Origin of the sequence: Algoriphagus sp., assembly GCF_046296635.1 — a bacterium.
Lineage (GTDB): Bacteria > Bacteroidota > Bacteroidia > Cytophagales > Cyclobacteriaceae > Algoriphagus.
The window spans coordinates 16100-37383 of sequence record NZ_JBKBKZ010000035.1 but is presented as its reverse complement, the minus strand read 5'-3'; the positions used below and the strand labels follow the sequence as shown (position 1 = coordinate 37383).

Below are 21284 nucleotides of genomic sequence, written 5' to 3'. Positions count from 1 at the left end.
AACCAATGCGCCGAAAAGTACGTTGAAAAAACTAAATTTAACCCAGATAACAATGAAGAAGTTCGCCCTGCTTTTCTCCTTAGTTTTGATTTTAGCAACTGCTAAAGCCCAGGAAAACCAAACTTGGAAGACTCCCATGCATGAGGTAAAATTTATTTCAGGTGAGTCAGAAGAGGCAATATTAAGTATTGATCCAGGCCTTCGTTTTGCAGATTTGCGTCAGAATGAGAGGGTTTTTCGATTATTTTATGACAACAACAACGCAGTAATCAAAAAAGCCCGGATAGTTGACCAGCATTCCAACTTAATGGTGGCTAAAGGCAGAGGAAGTTATTTTTGGGGAACAGCAAGATTTGAGTTTATAGGTGGGGATGTATTTCGAGTAAAATTGAATAGAAACCGAAATGGATACGAAATAATAGGGCCGTATGGAAGGCTATTCGTTGTTGAAAATTTTGGGATATCTCCTGTAAAAACCTTGAATGAGCTGGACTTTCTTGCACAGGCATTCTACGTATTTGATCGCATAAAAACCACACAGAAGCCACCAACTGATGTTATTATCATTACCTCATCGATAAACACTTTAAATCAAAAGAAGTGATTCCTTAAATTTGAATCAAAAAACTATGGTTAAGGCTATTTCACAGTATTTCAAGCGGATTTTCGATGATTATCAAGTATTGGTCATGGTAAATACTACAGACTTTTCAGGAATCGAACTGATTGTTCATCCTGACGGAAAGATCGAGAAAACCGAAATGGAATTTGATGAGGAGATTTTTGAGGACTTGGAAGCTGATGAATTCCAGGCTTGTAGTCCACTAGAGTTTCAACTGAAGCTCGCCGAATCCTGAAATAGTAATCTGGCTTTTTGAGGCAATAAAAATTCCAGCTGATGCCTAGAGCAAAAGCTGGAATTTTAAGCTTAATTTTTAAATGTGGGTTTCGACTACTCCTTTTCCAATTTTCTATTCACAAAGAAGCTCACTACTAACCCAAGGCCTCCGAATATTAAAAATACTGGCCGGGAATGAAACATCTTCATCCATTCCGCTTTGCTTTATCGAATAGTGTACAATGAGTGCTTAGGTCGACTGAAAAAAACTAAACGACAATTTACTTTGGTAAAGGAAATTTTGAATTAATCTGAAGAACCGTCAGACTTTATAGATGGTTTTGAAATCTTGCAGCAGGAGGAGCGGGCGGAATTAGTTAAAAAAGGAATTCTACTATTGAATCCGAATGAAGCTGTTGTTTTGACTTTATTTTATCTGGAAGATCAATCGATAAAAGAAATCTGTAAAATTACCGGAAGTTCTGAATCCAATGTAAAAGTACAACTCTTTAGGGGCAGGAAGAATCTAGCACATGCGTTAAAAAAGTTATCCAACAAGGAATTAATCGGACTCACATGAACAAAGAAGAGCAAAATTCTATAGACTCATTGAAAAATTGGATCAAAGAAGCGGGCACGGACAGTCTCGGATCCGAATTTCATCTATCTGTCTTAAATAAGATCGAGGCACTCCCAAAGACTAGTTCAACTTACGAACCTGTGATTTCACCTTTTGCGTGGAAATTAATTTTCATTTTCATCGCAGGAATTTTTGGAGGATCAATAATATTCTTTCCTTCCTCTGAAAATAACCCCTCGCTATTTGACAAAATCCCTCCAATCAAGTTGCCATCATTCAGCTTAGAGTTGTATAATTTCAGCTTTCCGACAATCAATTTTGCTCCCCCATTTATTATGGGAATAGCAGCCTTTTTCATTTTAGGCTTTATAATGATCGCAGGAACAATCCGAGATAAACAAACTGGTGTATAAACAAAAAAAGACAGCAATTAGCTGTCTTTTTTTGATGGTCTGAATTCAATTAACTTTTCAACCAATTGATAAACGTCTGGTAACCAACACCAATTTCCCTTGCAAAAGCTGCTTTGGTTTTCTTTCCTGCAGCTTCTACTTTTTTCCATTCTTCGACAATTTTGTTTTTTTCTGAATCCGAGAATGATCTTCGCTTACCTCCACCTTTGGATGATCCGCTTCCACTCAAAACATTGATTAGATCAATTAATTCATTCACAAATTTACTGTCAGTCAAAAACAAGCCTGCAGCCTCAAGTTTCTTTATTACCTCGTCCTTAGGGTTCACAGGAGTTACAGCAAGACCTCTAGCTGCGGCCTCGTGAAGGTCTATCTTTTTACCTTCTGCGGTCACGTAGATAAATCCGTCAGTCTTCTTAAGATCGACAATAGCCTCTTTTATTAATTCTCTCATTTTTTTGAAATTTATATGTGTAAGTAAAAATCCCTGCAATATATAAATAGCATTTTAATCCTTAAATACATTTTATAATTATTTACAAAAATAAATTCAAAAAAATATTTTCTCCTTTAATTCATAGAATAAGTACTTATCCAGTTTTCAATCAAATTTTTAGTCTTAAACTCCTTTGCCAAAATACTAAAATATGCTTTTTCAAGTCTTCCATCAACAAATTTGGATTCATAAATACTCAAATCATTTTCTTTTAACAAGTTCATGAGTAATTCATTGAAAGTACTGAAAGTCTGAATGGAATTATCGGTTCCTGATGGCCCGAGTCCCTGATCCGGAGCCAGCTCGAGAAAATCTGAATCAAAAGCATAAGAATAACTCACAATACCTTCTCGATCTAGTTTAAATAAAATAATGGTTTCCTTGTCATTTTTCAATGTTGCTATTTCATCAAATTGTTCATTCAACTGAATATCTTCCAAAATGGATTCAATCAGAAAATGTACAAACCCTTTCCATGATTGAAGATTTTCTTCACTCAATTCGGATTTTTCTTCATCTGGAAGGAAACATTTATATAACTCAAGTTCAAACGAATTTGCCTTACATAATGAAGCAAGTTCAAACCATTCGCTACCAAATTTCTGCTTATGTGGCCAAAAGCAAACCAATCTTTTTTCATTCATTACCATATCTTCAAAAAGTCTTGAATAAATAGTATTGATCACACTGACATCTTCCTCATAACGAGTCCAATCTAACTCAGAAAATAAATTTACCGGATCCAAAAACACAAAATTCTCTTCGTGAAAATTCATTTTCCGAAACCATTCCGAATTAGCATCGATTAGATGGTCTACTAGAATAATACTTCTGTTTCTTGCTTTCATGATTTCAACTGTTTGATGTTAATTATATTTTCCCCCGAGTAAGTCTCCAGATTTATGGTTTTAACTAATAGTCTTTTAGACTTTCACTTTTCTATTTTTAATCCGCTTATTTATCAGCTTTGATAATGCTAAGGTACCTTAAAGAAATATATTGAAATAGTTTTTGACACATATTGTCGCTATTTACTTTTCATTCCTAGTTCTCCGGGAATGGCTAAAATTCCAGAATTGAGAAATTCACCGCCAACATCAGAAGCCAAGTCAGGAAATTTACCTAATTTTGAATCCCATAAGATTCCTAACAAAATCACCGCTATACCATTCTTATGGGCTCATCCACTAAGTACGTTTTCATCACAGGAGGAGTCACCTCATCCCTTGGAAAAGGCATTATAGCCGCATCACTGGGCAAATTGCTTCAATCCAGAGGGTTTAGTGTGACTATTCAAAAATTTGACCCTTACCTCAATATTGACCCGGGGACACTCAATCCCTACGAGCACGGGGAATGCTATGTGACCGATGACGGTGCAGAAACTGACCTGGATCTCGGGCACTACGAGCGATTCCTCAATGTCACTACGTCCCAAAGTAACAACATCACAACCGGGCGTATCTATAATAATGTCATTACCAGAGAACGAAAGGGTGAATTTTTGGGTAAAACAGTTCAGGTAATTCCCCACATCACGGATGAGATCAAAAGCAATTTTTACAAACTGGGTCAAGAGGGAAAGTATGATGTAGTCATAACCGAAATCGGTGGCTGTGTCGGGGATATTGAATCTTTGCCTTTTATCGAGGCGGTTCGTCAAGCAAAGTGGGATCTTGGTCCAAATAATTTTTTAGTAATTCATTTAACATTAATTCCTTTTCTAAAAGCAGCAAAGGAATTAAAAACAAAACCGACTCAACACTCGGTAAAGCAACTATTGGAAGCCGGTATTCAGCCAGACATATTGGTGTGTAGAACAGAATATCACCTTCCCCCGGATGTGAAGAAAAAATTGGCACTATTCTGCAACGTAGAGATTAATAGTGTCATCGAAGCAATGGATGCAGAATCCATTTATGATGTGCCTCTTTTGATGAAAAAAGAAAAGCTTGATGAGCGAGTAATGAGTAAATTAAAACTCTCATCCAAGACTTCTTCAAATCTTGATACGTGGAAAGACTTCCTTGGCAAATTGAAAAACCCAACTCAGGAAGTGACAATTGGATTGATTGGAAAATACGTTTCACTTCCTGATTCATACAAGTCAATTATTGAATCTTTTACGCATGCAGGTGCTTCTGTCGAGTGTAAAGTAAACCTTAAGCTTATCTCATCAGAGGAAATTCAATTGGATAATTTTGAGGCAAGACTAGAGGAACTTGATGGGATCCTTGTTGCTCCAGGCTTTGGAGAAAGAGGTTTTGAAGGTAAAATAGAAACAGTTCGGTATGCCAGAGAAAATAAAATTCCATTTTTCGGAATATGCCTTGGGATGCAAGTGGCAGTTATAGAATTTGGAAGAAATGTATTAGGACTACATGAGGCCAATTCCACAGAAATGGATCCCAACACACCCCATCCAATGATCGCATTAATGGAGGAGCAAAAGAAAATTGATCAAATGGGTGGAACTATGCGATTGGGTTCGTATGCTTGCGACCTCAAAAAAGGAAGCAAGTCAACTATTGCTTATGGCAAGACAAAAATTCATGAACGGCATCGCCACAGATATGAATTTAACAATGCTTACTTAGAACAGGTAGAAAGTAAAGGGATGATAGCAACTGGAAAAAATCCTGAAACAGGACTAGTTGAAATCGTAGAACTTAAAAACCATCCATGGTTTGTAGGTGTTCAATTTCATCCTGAATATAAAAGTACGGTCTTAAATCCACAGCCTCTGTTTGTCAGGTTTATTCAGGCCGCCATCGAAAACAAAAAAGTAAAATAAAAGCAGCTCACCGGTAAATAGGTGGGGAAATAAATAATTATGGATAAAAATCAAGCAACAGGTTTGATCCTTTTTGCAGCGGTAATTTTGATCTACTCCTTATTTTTTGCGAGTGGGCCAGAACTTCCGCCAATCGAAGTAACACCTGAGCAAACTGAAACTCAGATCGCGCCTATTACTCAGGAAACTCCATTTGAAGCACTTCCTGACAGTTTGGTCGATGCGCAACGATTTGCCAAATATGGTTCTTTGGCAATGCTTACAATTGGAGAAGAAGAGGATGTAATCCTTGAAAATGACTTGGTGGTCATCAACATTTCCACAAAGGGAGCTCAAATCAAAGAAGTGATTCTGAAGGAGTACAAAAGCTATAACATGGAGCCCTTAGCGCTTCTTGATGAGCAAAGTTCTACCATGAATTTCTCTCTAGAGACCTCAAAAGGGCCTTTCAACTTATCAGACTTTTTCTTTTCACCAAGTCTCACCGAAGAGGTCGTAGATGGAGTGAGAACACAGATTCTAACTTTCACTGCGAGCACAGAATCAGGACAACTCATTCAGAAGTTTACGCTTTCGGATTTGAGTTATATAGTAAAAAAATCGCTTCAAATCGATCGATACCCAGGTGTTTTCTCTGGAAACGTGGTAAATCTCAACTGGGAAGATCAAGTAAAAGCCCACGAAAAGGATCTGGCAGAATCCAGAAGGCAAACACAGCTTAATTATTTTCTTGCATCTGAATCCTACGACAATCTTGGAGTGGGAAATGATGCGGAAGAGGAGCAAATTGCAGAATCTGTCAAATGGATTGGTTTTAGTCAACGATTTTTCACAGCAGGAATTATAGCAGATTCCATCTTTCAGAACGTAAAAGTCGCACAGTCAACTCCGGCTGATTCTTCTATTGTTCGGATTATGTCGACTTCATTGTCTATTCCTTTTCAAAATGGAAAAGCAGATTTAAGCTTCTATTTTGGTCCGGATAAGTACAAAACTCTCAAGAGAGTAACTGAAGGGTTTGAGAAAAATGTGGACATGGGCTACTTTTTCGTCAGCTGGGTAAACAAATATATTGTCGTTCATTTATTTGAATTCCTAGAAAAGTACTTCGACAATTATGGGATCATCATCATCCTTATTGTACTGATTATTAAACTTGCGCTTTCGCCATTGACCTACAAGTCATATATCGGTATGGCTAAGATGCGGGTGATCAAACCGGAAATCGATGAACTGAAGGAGAAATACGGGGATGATGCCACTAAAATGCAGCAAGAGCAAATGAAGCTCTTCTCTCAATTAGGTGTAAGCCCCATATCAGGTTGTTTGCCACTTATACTGCAAATGCCCTTTTTGTTTGCCATGTTCTTCTTTTTCCCGAATGCGGTTGAACTTCGACAGGAATCCTTTCTTTGGGCAAACGACTTATCGACTTACGATGAATTTATTAAGCTGCCGTTTACGATTCCTTTCTATGGATCTCACGTAAGTTTGTTCACCTTATTGATGACTGTGTCTCAGATCGTCTACACGCATTTTAACAATCAGCTAACGACTGCCACGGGGCCTATGAAAAACTTGGGCTACATCATGCCAGTCATGTTTATGTTTATCCTAAACTCCTACCCTGCCGGGCTTAGTTTCTATTACTTTGTGTCAAATATGGTGACATTTGGACAGCAAGCATTGATTAAACTCTCCGTAGATGACTCCAAAATCCGAGCTAAAGTAGAGGAAAGCAAAGCCAAGAACGTCAATAAAAAGAAATCCAAATTCGCTCAGAGATTGGAAGACGCAATGAAAGCAGCGGATAATAGCCGAAAGAAGTAAAACTAAAAAGGAGCTCTAATCAGCTCCTTTTTTTGTTCAAGTTTTTTCAGGATAAAATGAAAATATTTCTATCTCGATTGAAAATGAGAACATTAACCTTTTTTTGCAAACAACCCAGTTACAAAAAGAGCGTTCATCCACAAGATTCGCTCTTAATTTGATTAATATTGAGTGAAAATACCCTTCAACTAAACTATGGGAAAAATAATTGCTATAGCCAATCAAAAAGGCGGAGTGGGAAAAACCACCACTGCAATGAACCTTGCAGCAAGCTTGGCCGTGTTGGAGTTTAAAACCCTGGTCATTGATGCTGACCCACAGGCAAATACTACTTCAGGCCTAGGCCATGATCCTAAGTCCATTGAAGCCAGTATTTACGAATGCATGGTAGATGGGGTCAACGTTCAAGAAATCATTCGCAAAACTTCCCTTGAAAACCTTGATCTAGTCCCTTCACACATCGACCTAGTCGGTGCAGAAGTAGAAATGATCAATCTGGAAAATAGGGAGGAAAAAATGAAAGAGGTAATCTCTTCACTACGAGAACTCTATGACTTCATTATCATCGACTGCTCCCCTTCCTTGGGTTTAATCACAATTAATGCTCTCACCGCAGCCAATTCGGTTATCATTCCTGTTCAGTGCGAATATTTCGCATTGGAAGGCCTAGGTAAACTTCTCAATACCATTAAAATTATTCAAACCCGACTCAATCCGGATCTTGAAATAGAAGGTATTCTTCTTACGATGTATGATGTTCGTCTTCGACTTTCTAACCAAGTGGTGGAAGAAGTTAGGTTGCATTTCAAAAACATGGTTTTTGATACAATAATCCCGAGAAACGTTCGTCTTTCAGAGTCGCCAAGTTTTGGTTTGCCGGTAATTTCATTTGATGCTGATGGGAAAGGTTCCATTGCATACCTCAATCTTGCCGGGGAAATCGCTAAAAAAAATGGTCACCATAAAGTGGCTGAATAATTATGTCTGAAAATAAGCCCAATCGAAAAAACGCATTAGGAAGAGGCCTTGGGGCACTTTTGGAAGACAGCCCTGCGAAGCACAAACCGACGGAGATTCTTCCCGAATTAGTCAAAACGGGGATTTTTGAAATTCCTCTGACTGAAATTCAGGTAAATCCCTATCAGCCACGTGTTCATTTTGACAAAAACGCACTTCAAGAACTTGCAGAATCCATTCTGGTTCAGGGCATAATTCAACCCATAACTGTACGGAAACTCGCTTCTAACGAATATCAATTAATCTCCGGGGAACGTCGCTTTCAAGCCTCAAAAATAGCTGGATTGACTCAAATCCCGGCCTACGTAAGGACTGCCAATGATCAGCAAATGCTGGAAATGGCTCTGATTGAAAACATTCAGCGTGAAAACTTAAATGCACTCGAAATTGCCAATTCTTACCAAAGACTCTTGGCAGAGTGCAATTTGAAGCAAGAGGAACTCGGCGACCGAGTTGGGAAAAATCGAACCACCGTAAATAATTACCTCAGACTTTTAAAACTGCCTCCTACTATTCAAGCTGCTATTCGCGATCAACAGCTTTCCATGGGTCATGCTAGAGCTTTGATCAACGTTGAAGATGTGGATAAACAATTGGCTATATTCAAAAAGGCTGTTGAGGAAGAACTGAGTGTACGAAATGTAGAAGCCCTCGTCAAATCACTCAATGAGGGAAAGGCTGACAAAACAAATTCTCAAAAAGGCCTCGACCCAGTTCGAAAATATGAGATAAATAAAATCCAACAGCGATTAGCATCACACTTCGGAACCAAGGTTGCCTTGAAATCGGATGAGAAAAATAAGGGCGAAATCAAAATACCTTTCAACTCAGCCACAGATCTTAACAGAATCCTCGAAATCCTCGAAATCATCTGAAATTTGAAGACGATTCACTTTCTTTTTAAAGACAAAAACAAGACCCCATGGATTTCCTTGGGGATTTTGCTTTTTTTATTCCTAGTACCAGTTTCCTCCTATTCACAAACAGAGGCAGAGTCGAAAGAAGTGGAAATTTCGGTAGAGGAAATCAAAGAAAAGCCCGACTACTCGTCTTTGCCAAAAAATCCAAGAAAAGCGACAATTCTTTCAGCGATTCTGCCTGGTGCCGGCCAAGTGTACAATAATAAAGCATGGAAGGCCCCTTTGATTTATGCAGGATTCATGGCTGATATTTATTTTATCAACTTCAATAACAAACGATATCAGACCTTTCGCACAGCACTTTTTGCATTTGACGATGGAGACAGAAGTCAATTTCCATCACTCAATCGAGAAGCCTTAGTCCGCAATGTGGATTATTGGAGACAAAACAGGGATTCTACTATCCTCCTTTTACTTGCTATCTATGCACTGAATCTAGTCGATGCCAATGTGGATGCTCATCTATCAGGCTTTGATATTTCCGATGACATCGCCATGAAAATTGAACCAAATGTCGGTACTTTCGCAGCTTCTGGAACTTCAATGGGGTTAACCCTCAAATTTCAATTCAAATAATGAACATTTTAATTCTCGGATATGGCAAAATGGGAAAAATTATCGGTGAGATCGCCGAATCCCGAGGTCATAGCATTGCCGTAAAAATTAACATCGAGAATCGCAAGGATCTGAATTCCTTGGACCCTTCAAAAATTGATGTGGCAATCGAATTCAGTCAACCTGAAGCAGCAGTAGAAAATATCACTTGGGCAATGACGAGAGGAATTCCGGTGGTTTCCGGGACTACTGGCTGGCTTTCAAGAAAAAAAGAAATAGAGGACCTTACCACAGGTCAAAACGGAGCCTTTTTTTACGCATCCAATTACAGCATAGGTGTTAATATTTTCTTTAAGGTTAATGAATATCTAGCCAAGTTGATGAACGAAACAAGCGGCTATCAGGCATCCTTGGAAGAGATTCATCATACGGAGAAAAAAGACGCTCCATCAGGAACAGCGATCACATTAGCTGAAGGAATTCTCCGAAATATGGACAATTTGAATAAATGGCATCTGAGCGGACAATCGCCCGAAAATGAACAATCTTTACCGATAGCTGCCAAGCGAATTGACCCAGCTCCAGGTACACATATTATTCGCTATAGTTCTGATATAGACCAAATTGAAATCTCCCATACTGCACACAGCAGACAGGGTTTTGCCCTTGGCGCAATTTTGGTTGCTGAGTGGATCAAAGACAAAAAAGGAGTACTTTCAATGGACGATTTTCTATCTTTCTGAAATTAACAAGAGAACATGAGCCAATCTAAAAACAAAAAATCACCCACCCGAGAATGGATAGATGCGTTGGTTTTTGCTGTGGTTGCCGCCAGCTTGATACGTTGGCTTTTGCTGGAGCCTTTTACAATACCCACTGCATCTATGGAGAAATCGCTTTTAGTAGGTGATTTTCTATTTGTCAGTAAAATGCACTACGGTACTAGGGTTCCAAAAACTATCCTTCAAGTCCCACTAACTCATCAAAAAATATGGGGAACGGAGATTCCCTCCTATTCAGATGCAATTCAGCTACCCTATATGCGCCTTCCAGGGTTCAGTGATGTGAAACGAAATGACGTGGTAGTGTTTAATTATCCAGTTGAATTTGAGTATCCGAGTGATCTAAAAACAAATTACATCAAGCGAGCAGTAGGCATTGCGGGAGACATTGTGGAAGTGAAACAAGGTGAACTGATTGTAAATGGAGAATCAGCTCCAAAACCCGAGGAGATGCAATACTCCTATGATTTGATCACTAATAGACCCTTGACGGTAGAATTCTTCGCAGACTACGGGATCAATCCGGAGAGTTTCATGTCCTTTACCAACGGTGCAGGTTACTGGGTTTTCGGTACAGACCAAATGATGGAAAGACTCAAGTCTTCACCGGTTGTTGTATCAATTACCAAACGTATTGAGCCTGCTGGGGTGAATGAAATAAGAATCTTCCCTCCTAACTCGAACTACGGTTGGAATGTCGACAACTTTGGACCACTACAAATACCCGCTAAGGATTGGTCCATTGAATTGACTCCGGATAATGTGCTTCGCTATGGATTTACCATTGAGAACTATGAAGGGCACGAGCAGGTAGTGATAAGGGAAGGTGCACTTTACATAGATGGGCAAAAAGTTGAAAACTACACTTTCAAGCAGAATTATTACTTCATGATGGGCGATAATCGCCATGATTCTCTAGATTCACGATTTTGGGGATTTGTACCGGAAGATCATATTGTAGGCAAGGCATGGTTCCTTTGGCTATCATTGGACAAATACGAATCGATGTTCAATAAGATTCGCTGGAGTAGATTCCTTAAAGGCATTGAATAATTCACTAGAGGCTGTTTCATAACTGCTGTTTGTCACATGGAGCGAAGTCGAAATGCGATTGTATTCACTGCAAATGGCCTTAGCACTGCCCAACTCTCGTTAGTCAGGTGCTCAGGCTGACACCATCAGTCCTTTTGAGACAGCATCTTTCATTTTACCACTGGATCGGTTCAATTTTCTGTTCGATTAAGTATTGGTTGGCTTTGGAGAAATGCCCGCAACCCAGAAATCCCCGATGTGCTGAGAGAGGACTTGGATGTGGAGCTCTCAGAATAAAATGTTTTTCAGAATCAATCAACTCTGCTTTTTTCTGAGCATAAGCACCCCATAGCATGAAGACTACGTTTTCTCGTTGGGAATTAATCACCTTGATCACCTCATCAGTAAAGGCCTCCCAGCCTTGATTTTGATGCGATCCTGCTTGATTTGCTTTGACTGTCAGTGTGGCATTTAATAAAAAAACGCCTTGGTCAGCCCACCTAGTCAAATCTCCATTCGGAGGCATATCGTTACCTAAATCAGCCTTAATTTCTTTAAAAATATTTAGAAGACTTGGAGGAAAAGGTACTCCTGGCTTCACAGAAAAGGAAAGTCCGTGTGCCTGACCCAAGCCATGATACGGATCTTGGCCTAGTATTACTACTTTTACCGATTGAAGAGGGCAATGTTGAAATGCATTGAAAATTTCTTTCCCAGGAGGGAAAACCTGATGGTTCTGATATTCGTCTTTCACGAAGGAAACTAAGCGTTGGAAAAAATCCAATTCAAAGACATCACTTAACGCGATTTTCCAACTATCTTCAATTTTGATTTGCATATTTCTTGACTTGTTTATTAAAAATTGTATATTATATCCTTTTTAATGCATTATCCAATGGTTATCTCTGTTACTGAAGGAATCAAAGTGAGCATTGAAGTCACTTATCAAGCGGAATTCTCCAGCCCTCACCAGCATCATTATGTGTTTACCTATAAGGTGACAATTGAAAATAATAGCCAACATACCTATCAGTTATTAAGGAGGAAATGGGAGGTTTTTGATGCTGCAGAAGATTCCAAAGTAGTAGAAGGTAATGGTGTGGTAGGTCAACAGCCCATTCTTGAACCCGGGGATTCGCATTCTTATGTCTCCGGCTGTAATCTGAAATCAGGATTGGGTAAAATGAAGGGCTCTTATACCATGGAAAAGCTTTTTGATGGTAAACTTATTGAGGTAACGGTTCCGGAATTCCAAATGATTGCTAATATTTTTCACAATTGATTTGAGGCAATTGTTGTTTGCAATTAAGTCCTATTTTTTTTACTGGTTAAAAAAAGAGGATCGATTCAGTCAGCATTCACCTTTCGTTTTCCGAATTTATTCAGATCTAATTAGATTTTTAGAGTCAAATAAAAAAAGGAATTCAGAAATTGAAAAATTTAGAGAAACCCTTTTAAAAGACAGATCGACGATAGAGGTTCTTGACTTTGGTGCGGGATCGAAAAAAGTGCCAGAATCGGTTCGTAAGGTCTCAGACATTACACGCTTTTCGACCAGTGGAATCAAATTCGCTAATCTATATCGATACTTTTGTAGCCTTACCCCAGCAGAAAATGTAATTGAATTGGGCACATGTGTTGGCATTTCGACAAGATATCTTAGCACCAAAACCATCGGTCAACTCTATACCTTGGAGGGGTCTTCCGAATTACAAATGGTGGCTATGCGGGAACCAAAGCCTAGTAATACCGAATTTGTTTTAGGACAAATAAACACGACACTGCCTCAGATACTTGACCAAATTCAGAAATTGGATTTTGCGTTAATCGATGCAAATCACACCTATGAGGGGACAATCTTTGCTTTCAATACCTTACTGAGGACAACGCATTCAAAAACCATTTTTGCCATAGGCGATATCCATTGGAGTCTAGAAATGGAAAAAGCTTGGTCTGAGATAAAGTTACATCCTGAGGTAAAACTTACTTTTGACTTCTACGAGTGTGGGATTGTTTTCTTTGATTATACCGGAGAAAAAACAGATTTAATCCTCGATATCTAGCTTCCTCAGTTTGATAAAAAGTTCCGAGTTCATCCTCTCAGGAATTGAGTTATAGCAGGGCTCAAATTTCTCCAACTCAAAATACGGCTCAAAGTAAGATCGATACTCCCTGCTATTTCCGCCAAAAGGCGGTCCTTCAAAACTAAACTCCCGATCAAATAATACTCCTACTAATCTACCGCCTGGTTTAAGTAACGAGGCCATTTTTTTTGCGTATTCAGGTCGCAACTTTGGATCTAAAGCACAAAAAAATGTCTGTTCTAAGATCAAATCATAACTTCCCTGATGGGCGAAAAAGTCTTGATGAAAAACTTGACCTGCTGGAAAAGAAGGGTTATTTTCTAAGAATTTATTAATGGGGAAAAGCGAAATATCTAATAAATGAATGTTAAAAAGGCCCATATTCCAAGCTGATACAATTTCATAGGCATTTCCCGCTCCCGGAACGAGAATAGAAAGAGTTTTAGTATGAAGTTGGCAAAGATATTGATCAAGTGGGGGTGAAGAGTAGCCAATGTCCCATCCAGTGGCTTCATCTTGGTATCTGGAAGACCAGAAATCTTCATTTAAATTATGCATATCTCAAGCCCTTAACATATTAATATAATCATGGACACAAATTTCGAAAGAGAGCCAGGTCAAAAGAAAGACCAAAATAAGAATATCATCATAATAGTTCTTGTTTTGCTTGTAATTATAAGTGGAATCAAGCTGTACACGGACTATGTAGATCGAACAAAAAAAACTGAAGAGATCCTGTTGCTTTCCACAGAAAATAATGAACTCAACCAAAGATTGGATTCAGTCACTTTCCAACTCAATCTGAGGATTCAGGAAATCGAAAAATTGGGTGGTGATGTTCAAGCATTGGAAGCTGTGAGAGACCAACTGATAGCAGAGCGTAACTCAACACGTCAACGAAGCTCTTCTGAAATTGCAGCGCTAAATGGTAAAATCACAAATCTTAACAGCCTAATTGCCCAGAAAGACCAAGAGATTTTGGAACTGAGAGCCGCCAATCAGCAGCTTTTCGCAGAAAACCAAGATCTAAAAACTACGCAAGCAGAAATTGAAGAAGAGGTAGTCCAGCTAAATATGCAAAAGCAGGATCTTCAGGCAAAAGTAGATGTCGCTTCAATGCTTAAAGCAGAAAATATCACCATCGCTGCGGTCAATTCCCGGGGAAAAGAACGAGTAGAGACCACAAAAGATTTTAGGAATAGACAAATTGAACGACTAAAAGTGAGCTTCAATCTAGCTGACAACAAGGTGGCTGAGAAAGGGCCCAGAAATATTTACATCCAAGTTTTGGATGGCAATTCCCAACCCATCTTTGATGTGGCGAAGGGATCTGGAACATTCATGATAAATGGTGCTGAATTATTTTACACCGTGAAGCAAGACATAATCTTTGATAACACGGAGCAAGAGCTTACTTTTTATTATGAAAAAGGCTCTGCATATACCTCAGGAAATCACCAGGTCAAAATCTTTGTAGACAACTATCAGGTTGGCGCAAAATCATTCGCTGTCAAATAGGAAAACATTTCCCAAACAAAGCCTCCCTAGTTGGAGGCTTTTTTGATTTGCAGTCAAAGTGAATTAGGATAAATATTTGGAATAGAGCATCAATTACTCTACTTTTGCATCCTGTTATTCAAATTCCTTAAACACATTTAAAAATGTTCCAAAGAAATTATGAGACGGTATTCATTTTAACTCCCGTTTTGTCTGATGTTCAGATGAAGGATACTGTCGACAAGTTTGTAAACTTGCTAAAAAAAGAAGAGGGGGCAGATGTTATTAATGTGGAAAACTGGGGTCTTAAGAAAATGGCGTACACCATTGAAAAAAAGACAACAGGATTTTACGTATTGGTTGAGTTCAAGGCCGATCCAACGATCATCCGTAAGTTTGAGATTGAACTTAGACGTGATGAGAAAGTAATGAGATTCTTGACTACTGTACTGGACAAGCATTCAATTGCTTATTCTGACAGAAGAAGAAAAGGAGAATTTAACAAAAAAGCCGAAGTTAAGGAGGAGCCAGCACAATGACACTAGTAAACGAACCAATCAACAGAAACGAAATCCGGAAGAAGTATTGCCGATTTAAGAAGCACGGTATTAAATATATCGACTACAAAGACCCCAATTTCCTTTTAAAATTCGTAAATGAACAAGGTAAAATCCTTCCAAGAAGACTTACCGGAAACTCTGCGAAATATCAGAAAAAAGTAGCTCAGGCTATCAAGAAAGCAAGACATTTGGCTTTGTTACCATTCGTAACCGATGGTTTGAAATAATTCGGTCTTGTATCGTCCAATCACAAAAGATCATTACAAATGGATATCATTCTAAAAACAGACATAAAAGGTCTTGGCTACAAAAATGACCTAGTAGCAGTTAAGCCAGGTTACGGAAGAAACTACCTGATCCCTCAGGGTTTTGCCGTATTGGCTACAGGTTCTAACAAGAAGGTTCTTGCTGAAAACATTAAGCAGGCGGCTCACAAGGCTGAAAAAATCAAGACAGAAGCTGAAAACATCGCAGCAAAACTTGCTGAGATAACTTTGGAGATCAAAGCAAAAATCGGTGACTCCGGAAAAATCTTCGGTAAAGTTACTACGCTACAGATTTCTGATGCCTTGGCAACACAAGGATTCGAAATCGACAGAAAGAAAATCTCAATCGGAGTTCCTGTTGATGGTGCAGGTGAGTTTTCTGCTGACATCGATCTTCACAGAGAAGTTAAAACCAAAGTGAAATTTATTGTCTCCGGAGAATAAATCACATTCAAAAATAAAAAGCTCGCCTCATGGCGAGCTTTTTTTGTTTAGGCCAAAGCCTTTTCCAAATCATCTACAAGTTTTTTAGATACAGCTTTTGCGTTTTTTTCACGCGCTCCTTTGAATGCGGCCAATGCCTGAGAAGCTTTTTCAATTACGCCATCCGGGTTTTGGTCATTTTGATAACTCACCCAGCACCAACTAAGATCAGCAGCCAAATCTGCATGCTTCAACTTGTCTAATTTTTCAATGACTTCAGCAACTAGTTTTTCCATTTTTTCCGCCTTCATAGCACTTCGTAATTTTAGTTTAGTTTTCAAATGTGAAACAAAACAATGCAAATATTTTCTTTCAAACAATATAATTGCCTGAAAATTAATGAAAAGACAAAATTCAATCGATTTCGATCAAATCTATTTTATGGATATAGAGAATTCTGCCACCAAACGAATTATCTCCTTAAAATCGGCTGGAAGCCTGCCTGCGATAGGCAGGACGGAAGACCGAAGACCGGAGAAGGCCTAAAATCCGAATTGAAGCCTGTTTCCGTTGGTTGGATTCATCTACTGGCAAAGAAGCGGATATTTATAATCTCTTTTTAAAAATTCCAGATTTAGATATGGGAGAGTGTCATTTGTTACCTCTCCCTCCAAATTTTATTTTTCTATCTGAAAGCAAGTAAATTACGTGCATTGAATGAAATTCTTTGAGGTCCCATTTGGAAAAAATGACTCAAGAATTTACCTTTGTGAAACTTTAAGAAAAGCGAAAGCTTTCTTCCTGCAAAATTGGCTGATGGTGTAACTGGCAACACGTCTGATTTTGGTTCAGAAGAGTCCAGGTTCGAGCCCTGGTCGGCCAACAATAGCTCTCCGTATTATCGGAGAGCTTTTTTTATTCTATCACTTTCAGCTCGACTTGTCCAAGCCTACCTTCACTCTTTTTTAATAACCTGATCCGATACGAATTCATCGCAAACCTTCCCAAGTGCTCGGTAAGCCGATAATTTGCTAATGCCCCCACTCCTGCGCCGATAATTGGAATTAGTTGAGCAAGCTTTGCCAAATCGATATAATCCCGATAGTCAAGCTGAAACGTCCTCCAATCGAACTCATTCATTTCCTTTGGCAAATCACTTTTGAATTCATCCCAGTTTTCAATCAGGCCAACTAGCTCATTACGGCGCTTTTGATCAGAAAAACTAAGCTGAAAGATGTACAGCAAAAACAAGCGCTCGTGGTAATCTCTCGTGTCCGCCCCATATAAAGCCGCAATGTCAAAAAGCATCTTCATCTTAATCGTCAAAAATGCAGGAAAATCTACAAAGCCCAGAAGAATTCCTCCTGCACCGGTAATTGCTCCTTCCGCGGACGCTGTATTTCGATACCATTTAATCCGCTCCCTTACCCTATTTTCCCGTACCATTGGAATCATAGTTGGATCAGCCTTCGGTACAATCCATGCGGAACCGGTGATCACAGCTTTCACCATATTTTCAATCGCCATAGTGATGGCCTTATGAATCTTTTCTGGAATGATACTATTAATTTTTCCCTGAACCCCATGGGTCAATCGACTAAACAGTCCTGGAGACTTTTTCATCTCAAACAGCCAAAGCCCTACTTCAGCATCTATATAATGTTGATATGAGTCCATATAATTCGCTTTTACCAATTCTCCTTTCGAATTAAGCTTATACGTGGAACTTTTGGTAATGGTCAAGAGAAGAACAACCGACTTGGCAAACAGAAAAGTATTCAATTATCTGCATTAGCCTGTTTGTTTTTTTAAAAAATCACCTAACAACCAATTGGCGTTAGTCTTCACTGTCAAAACCAGGACGGATGAATTTGGGGTAATTAGGAAAAACTTCCAATAAGCCTTTATGCAGTTTTTCCAAGACTGCTAATATCTCAACCAAATGTTCTTCATGGGGAAATATCCTAAAAACCGTGCTCCATGCCTCTCTACTTCGCTCAATCGCAATGGATGCGATTTTGGCTGTACCCAAATCACTGCGCTCCTCATCAGGATATTCCTCCCAAAAATCATCCATTTGATCGTGCAAAGCCCTCTTTATCTTGACAGCAATGAAAAATAAATACCATTGAATCACTTCCATGGCTTCCTCAGCAGTTTTTAGATTTGCCTGTGCTTCAGATATATCCAAAGTACCAAGTTCAACCAGAGACTGCCATTGCTGAAGATTTTCTTGAAGAACAGGGGACTCGATCCATGACCTCCCCTGTTTTAAATACTGATCTGCCAGCTCATTCAGGGGATGTTTATCGATGATGATTTCTTGGGCCTCTTCCACAGCGAGGTAGGACTCTGTCTCTTCTTGCGCCGCCTCTAAATCGATCCCCATTTCTTCCGCCATTTTATGCAGTAAGTCCAAAGTTTCTTTGAAGTTATCAGAGACCACCTCAGCCCAGTCCTTGTCAGGGTCTGTCCTTTTTCGCTCTTCTTCCCGGTCAAATACCCGACATCGGGAAGTCTGGGGGCAGCGCTCACACCATCGATCGCACCAATTGTGAATACCTGAAATAAACCGATCGTCTTCTTTCATTGTGGGAAATATTATAACCCTATGCCATAACAATCATGAATAAATACTTTACAATAAATTTAAAAAAATGATTTTAAAGATTTTTTCATTAAAAGATGGAGTGAATCCGATCCATTTATAAAATATAGCTCGCCACTAGAATTGAAATTTAATGGTTTAAAATCTAACTTTTTTTCAGCTAACTCCCCTTTGTTTAGAATCGACAGCACATATTCTTCTTTTAGAAATTCTACATCCGCAGAATAAACGAGGTGTAGAAACGCAAGTGTATCACCTCTCTGAAAAAGATCCAAACAATAATCTTCTAAATATTCAACTTTTTCTTTTGCAGAAAATTTAGAGTAACCCTTTGGCTTTTCAAGTTTTTTAAACTTCAAGAATTTGGAATTTGGAATTTTTAAAGTTTGAATTTCCATCCCATCAAAATTAAAAACCCTAATAGCAGGTATATATTTTGCCAAAACATAAATTTTTCCGTCAGAAACGATTAAATCAGCAAAGTTTTCAATCTCCGAATTTAAAATTATTCTTTTGGATGAATTCTTTTTTAAATCAGTTAAAAACACTCCTCCAGTTGAAGACTTGTCCTGTAATGAACTCCCCCACCAATGAGATATCATAATTTCTTCCGAAACATGAAGAATCTTAGAGGGGTTTTGAAGATTATTCCCGTTTAATGAATCACTCTCGATATAGAACTCTGGAATATCAAATGAGATAATTTTATTTCTATTTTGAAGGTATTTAAAGCCTGAATTCACAGGAAACACCATACTCACTGGATTGTATCTAAAAACCCCACCACTTACTGTATCTGGCGGATTGGGATAAAACCTACCTAAACTCTTTGTAGTAGTATTTATTACAAAAAAATCTCTGCTTCCAGTAATTTGGAACAAAACAGTTTCTCCTAACTCAAAAACCTTAATTGGACCTCCCCAAAACGGATGTTTAGAAGATTTCATTAATTCAGGATAATATCCAGAAATATCTATCGGGAAATCTAGATTCTTTTTTTCTGTGATAGTAGTAGTACATCCAAATAAAAAACTAAAAACCACTAAAATCAAACACTTCATATTTTACTTGGTTTTCATTAAGATTAATAAAAAAAGGATTTGTTAAAGGTAAAAATAATCCTCTCTCGGCAACAAAAGCCTGATACAGGTTATAGACCCTGCTTGGGAAAATCACTTCCTCAAGTTTTTCAAAGTTCTCATTCATAACAGTAATTGAAAAAGGATTTTTATGAACAGATTTATGATCAATCAATTCATTCGGGTCATAAGCACGTCGTATATGCGCAAATCTGTAATAAAGTTTTCGATAAGAATCGTAAATCAGCCTTGGATAATGGGTTTGTGATATAATCAAGCGATTGGATTCCTCTTTACTTAAAGAATTAGATGTTTTTTCAAAACCATTAGATAGTAAACTTTTCGCTAAATGCTTTGATTTAAAATTGAAATTGAAATCATATACGTAAATAGAATCCGATCCAAACCAAGAAAACACCAAATCATTGACCGAATTAAATGCTTTTGATTGAAATGTAAAGGAAACCGGTAAAGTTTTTCCTCTGAATTCAAGCGGCATTCTCAGATTATTAATTTGTTCAATCGAATCATTTTTAAGATGATATATAAATTCTGGTACATGACTTTCAGAAAAAACGGGGTTTCCTGCGGGATTGCCTAAGGTTAGTTGTGAAAAAAACAGTTTACCATTTAAAAATACAGTTGGTACCGTAGGACTAGACGAATGATTAAGAAGTTGGTCAAGCAAATTGTCGGAGTAAATATTAGGCTTGTAATATGATTTCAATTCTCCTTCCATATTGAACAGGCCAAATCTTGAACGAAGAAATGAAGTGAATACAAAAATTGAATCCTTGTTGTGAAACAATAATCCCTGTATGTCTCTAATTTGAGCAGGTCCATCTTGTTGGATAATAAATCTACTTTCAAGTTCTCCATCCGCTAGATTATAAAAATCAAATGAAGAATTTATCTGATTAAGAACTATGAGTTTCTCCTTTCCTTCAATAATACCTAAATCAAAATAAGTAAAATCATAACTTGATTTCGAATCTAACTGTAAAAAAAGACTATCTTTTAAATAGTTCTTACTTTCATTTGAATTTGAAAAATCAAATTTGGATTTAAAACAGGAAGAAAATAAAAGAAGAAAAAAAAACGGCAGGACCGAAATCCTACCGATTAACTTTTTAGCACGACTAATAACCACCTGCACAATTTGTTGCAGGACCCGCACAGCCTCCCATAGTAGTTGGAGAAGAACAAACGGCAAATATAGTACCATCTTCACCTTCACACGCATACACATCAGCCCCTCCCTCTGGTCCAGCAAGAAGCTGACATGAAGGGTCAAGATATGCTATTGCACCTTCGCAAACTGGCCCTTGGGCATATGCCATAGGGATCATACCAAATGAAATCATTAAAAATGATATCATTAATGTCTTGGTTTTTTTCATAGATGTTAAAAATTTGGTTGTTTAATAATCTCACGAGTAATCTCAACAAATTCAAATTCAAATTCTTTGTGATTTTTTTTTTAAAATCTTATTAATTTTAATTTGATCGA

General features: G+C 38.2%; 28 protein-coding genes and 1 tRNA gene. 19 read left to right on the top strand and 10 right to left on the bottom strand.

Going from position 1 to position 21284, the window contains the following annotated elements:
* Nucleotides 1-52 precede the first annotated feature (52 nt).
* From ACK4HU_RS19925 to ACK4HU_RS19910, 4 genes are all read left to right on the top strand, one after another.
* A complete protein-coding gene (locus ACK4HU_RS19925; RefSeq protein ID WP_409809486.1) occupies nt 53-604 on the top strand; it encodes a hypothetical protein in 552 nt (183 codons plus the stop codon).
* Nucleotides 605-629: 25 nt separating this feature from the next.
* Nucleotides 630-857: a hypothetical protein gene (locus tag ACK4HU_RS19920; protein WP_409809485.1), complete on the top strand. Its 228-nt coding sequence runs from the start codon at nt 630-632 to the stop codon at nt 855-857.
* Nucleotides 858-1187: 330 nt separating this feature from the next.
* A complete protein-coding gene (locus ACK4HU_RS19915; protein ID WP_409809484.1) occupies nt 1188-1418 on the top strand; it encodes an RNA polymerase sigma factor in 231 nt (76 codons plus the stop codon).
* Nucleotides 1415-1831 carry a hypothetical protein gene (locus ACK4HU_RS19910; RefSeq protein WP_409809483.1) on the top strand — a complete coding sequence of 139 codons (417 nt, stop codon included), beginning with the start codon at nt 1415-1417 and terminating at the stop codon, nt 1829-1831. The genes ACK4HU_RS19915 and ACK4HU_RS19910 overlap by 4 nt, the downstream gene beginning before the upstream one ends.
* Before the next feature lie 49 nt (nt 1832-1880).
* Here the strand turns inward: ACK4HU_RS19910 and ACK4HU_RS19905 are convergent, their stop codons facing one another.
* Together ACK4HU_RS19905 and ACK4HU_RS19900 are read right to left on the bottom strand one after the other, a co-directional pair.
* On the bottom strand, nt 1881-2285 hold the full coding sequence (locus ACK4HU_RS19905) for a hypothetical protein (protein WP_409809482.1): 405 nt from the start codon (nt 2283-2285) through the stop codon (nt 1881-1883).
* A 116-nt stretch (nt 2286-2401) separates the two neighbouring features.
* Nucleotides 2402-3175, bottom strand: coding sequence for a hypothetical protein (locus tag ACK4HU_RS19900; RefSeq protein ID WP_409809481.1), 774 nt, complete (start codon nt 3173-3175; stop codon nt 2402-2404).
* Between the two features lie 326 nt (nt 3176-3501).
* Here ACK4HU_RS19900 and ACK4HU_RS19895 point away from each other — a divergent pair, with 326 nt between their 5' ends.
* The 7 genes from ACK4HU_RS19895 (at nt 3502) to lepB (ending at nt 11278) form a co-directional block, all read left to right on the top strand.
* Nucleotides 3502-5121, top strand: coding sequence for a CTP synthase (locus ACK4HU_RS19895; protein ID WP_409809480.1), 1620 nt, complete (start codon nt 3502-3504; stop codon nt 5119-5121).
* 39 nt (nt 5122-5160) lie between these two features.
* Complete coding sequence (gene yidC / locus ACK4HU_RS19890; RefSeq protein ID WP_409809479.1) at nt 5161-6951, top strand: membrane protein insertase YidC; 1791 nt, start codon at nt 5161-5163, stop codon at nt 6949-6951.
* Between the two features lie 195 nt (nt 6952-7146).
* Nucleotides 7147-7929, top strand: coding sequence for a ParA family protein (locus ACK4HU_RS19885; protein WP_409809478.1), 783 nt, complete (start codon nt 7147-7149; stop codon nt 7927-7929).
* A 2-nt stretch (nt 7930-7931) separates the two neighbouring features.
* Nucleotides 7932-8843 carry a ParB/RepB/Spo0J family partition protein gene (locus tag ACK4HU_RS19880; protein ID WP_409809477.1) on the top strand — a complete coding sequence of 304 codons (912 nt, stop codon included), beginning with the start codon at nt 7932-7934 and terminating at the stop codon, nt 8841-8843.
* Between the two features lie 3 nt (nt 8844-8846).
* Complete coding sequence (locus ACK4HU_RS19875) at nt 8847-9464, top strand: DUF5683 domain-containing protein (RefSeq protein ID WP_409809476.1); 618 nt, start codon at nt 8847-8849, stop codon at nt 9462-9464.
* Complete coding sequence (dapB, locus tag ACK4HU_RS19870; RefSeq protein WP_409809475.1) at nt 9464-10186, top strand: 4-hydroxy-tetrahydrodipicolinate reductase; 723 nt, start codon at nt 9464-9466, stop codon at nt 10184-10186. The genes ACK4HU_RS19875 and dapB overlap by 1 nt, the downstream gene beginning before the upstream one ends.
* A 15-nt stretch (nt 10187-10201) precedes the next feature.
* A complete protein-coding gene (lepB, locus tag ACK4HU_RS19865; protein ID WP_409809474.1) occupies nt 10202-11278 on the top strand; it encodes a signal peptidase I in 1077 nt (358 codons plus the stop codon).
* Nucleotides 11279-11432: 154 nt separating this feature from the next.
* Here lepB and ung read toward each other — a convergent pair whose 3' ends face one another.
* Nucleotides 11433-12095, bottom strand: coding sequence for a uracil-DNA glycosylase (ung, locus tag ACK4HU_RS19860; protein ID WP_409809473.1), 663 nt, complete (start codon nt 12093-12095; stop codon nt 11433-11435).
* 57 nt (nt 12096-12152) lie between these two features.
* Here ung and apaG point away from each other — a divergent pair, with 57 nt between their 5' ends.
* Together apaG and ACK4HU_RS19850 are read left to right on the top strand one after the other, a co-directional pair.
* Nucleotides 12153-12539, top strand: a complete 387-nt coding sequence (gene apaG / locus ACK4HU_RS19855; RefSeq protein ID WP_409809508.1) for a Co2+/Mg2+ efflux protein ApaG — start codon at nt 12153-12155, stop codon at nt 12537-12539.
* Between the two features lie 226 nt (nt 12540-12765).
* Nucleotides 12766-13320 carry a class I SAM-dependent methyltransferase gene (locus tag ACK4HU_RS19850; protein ID WP_409809472.1) on the top strand — a complete coding sequence of 185 codons (555 nt, stop codon included), beginning with the start codon at nt 12766-12768 and terminating at the stop codon, nt 13318-13320.
* On the opposite strand, the gene ACK4HU_RS19845 is transcribed toward ACK4HU_RS19850, so the two are convergent.
* Nucleotides 13303-13899: an SAM-dependent methyltransferase gene (locus ACK4HU_RS19845; RefSeq protein WP_409809471.1), complete on the bottom strand. Its 597-nt coding sequence runs from the start codon at nt 13897-13899 to the stop codon at nt 13303-13305. The two genes, ACK4HU_RS19850 and ACK4HU_RS19845, sit on opposite strands and share 18 nt — an antisense overlap.
* 30 nt (nt 13900-13929) lie before the next feature.
* Between ACK4HU_RS19845 and ACK4HU_RS19840 the strand changes: the two genes are divergently transcribed.
* From ACK4HU_RS19840 to rplI, 4 genes are all read left to right on the top strand, one after another.
* Entirely contained in the window at nt 13930-14859 is a 930-nt protein-coding gene (locus ACK4HU_RS19840; protein WP_409809470.1) for a hypothetical protein, read from the top strand.
* A gap of 143 nt (nt 14860-15002) precedes the next feature.
* Nucleotides 15003-15377 (top strand): 30S ribosomal protein S6, encoded by a 375-nt coding sequence (gene rpsF / locus ACK4HU_RS19835; RefSeq protein ID WP_409809469.1) that lies wholly within the window; start codon nt 15003-15005, stop codon nt 15375-15377.
* Nucleotides 15374-15625: a 30S ribosomal protein S18 gene (gene rpsR, locus ACK4HU_RS19830; RefSeq protein WP_409809468.1), complete on the top strand. Its 252-nt coding sequence runs from the start codon at nt 15374-15376 to the stop codon at nt 15623-15625. Before rpsF ends, rpsR begins: the two co-directional genes overlap by 4 nt.
* A 39-nt stretch (nt 15626-15664) precedes the next feature.
* Entirely contained in the window at nt 15665-16108 is a 444-nt protein-coding gene (rplI, locus tag ACK4HU_RS19825; RefSeq protein ID WP_409809467.1) for a 50S ribosomal protein L9, read from the top strand.
* A 47-nt stretch (nt 16109-16155) separates the two neighbouring features.
* Here the strand turns inward: rplI and ACK4HU_RS19820 are convergent, their stop codons facing one another.
* The gene (locus ACK4HU_RS19820) at nt 16156-16398 is read right to left on the bottom strand and encodes a hypothetical protein (RefSeq protein ID WP_409809466.1); all 243 of its coding nucleotides are present in this window, start codon (nt 16396-16398) and stop codon (nt 16156-16158) included.
* A gap of 88 nt (nt 16399-16486) precedes the next feature.
* On the opposite strand from ACK4HU_RS19820, the gene ACK4HU_RS19815 reads away from it, so the two are divergent.
* Complete coding sequence (locus tag ACK4HU_RS19815) at nt 16487-16633, top strand: hypothetical protein (RefSeq protein ID WP_409809465.1); 147 nt, start codon at nt 16487-16489, stop codon at nt 16631-16633.
* A gap of 264 nt (nt 16634-16897) precedes the next feature.
* Nucleotides 16898-16970 (top strand) — tRNA-Gln (locus ACK4HU_RS19810).
* A 32-nt stretch (nt 16971-17002) separates the two neighbouring features.
* On the opposite strand, the gene ACK4HU_RS19805 is transcribed toward ACK4HU_RS19810, so the two are convergent.
* The 5 genes from ACK4HU_RS19805 to ACK4HU_RS19785 all read right to left on the bottom strand — a co-directional run bounded on the left by ACK4HU_RS19805 (nt 17003) and on the right by ACK4HU_RS19785 (nt 21153).
* Nucleotides 17003-17764 (bottom strand): EcsC family protein, encoded by a 762-nt coding sequence (locus tag ACK4HU_RS19805; RefSeq protein WP_409809464.1) that lies wholly within the window; start codon nt 17762-17764, stop codon nt 17003-17005.
* A gap of 160 nt (nt 17765-17924) precedes the next feature.
* Nucleotides 17925-18677, bottom strand: coding sequence for a hypothetical protein (locus tag ACK4HU_RS19800; RefSeq protein WP_409809463.1), 753 nt, complete (start codon nt 18675-18677; stop codon nt 17925-17927).
* A 59-nt stretch (nt 18678-18736) separates the two neighbouring features.
* On the bottom strand, nt 18737-19756 hold the full coding sequence (locus ACK4HU_RS19795) for a hypothetical protein (RefSeq protein ID WP_409809462.1): 1020 nt from the start codon (nt 19754-19756) through the stop codon (nt 18737-18739).
* Nucleotides 19728-20930, bottom strand: a complete 1203-nt coding sequence (locus ACK4HU_RS19790; protein ID WP_409809461.1) for a DUF4221 family protein — start codon at nt 20928-20930, stop codon at nt 19728-19730. Before ACK4HU_RS19790 ends, ACK4HU_RS19795 begins: the two co-directional genes overlap by 29 nt.
* Nucleotides 20914-21153 carry a hypothetical protein gene (locus tag ACK4HU_RS19785; protein ID WP_409809460.1) on the bottom strand — a complete coding sequence of 80 codons (240 nt, stop codon included), beginning with the start codon at nt 21151-21153 and terminating at the stop codon, nt 20914-20916. Before ACK4HU_RS19785 ends, ACK4HU_RS19790 begins: the two co-directional genes overlap by 17 nt.
* Nucleotides 21154-21284: the final 131 nt, after the last annotated feature.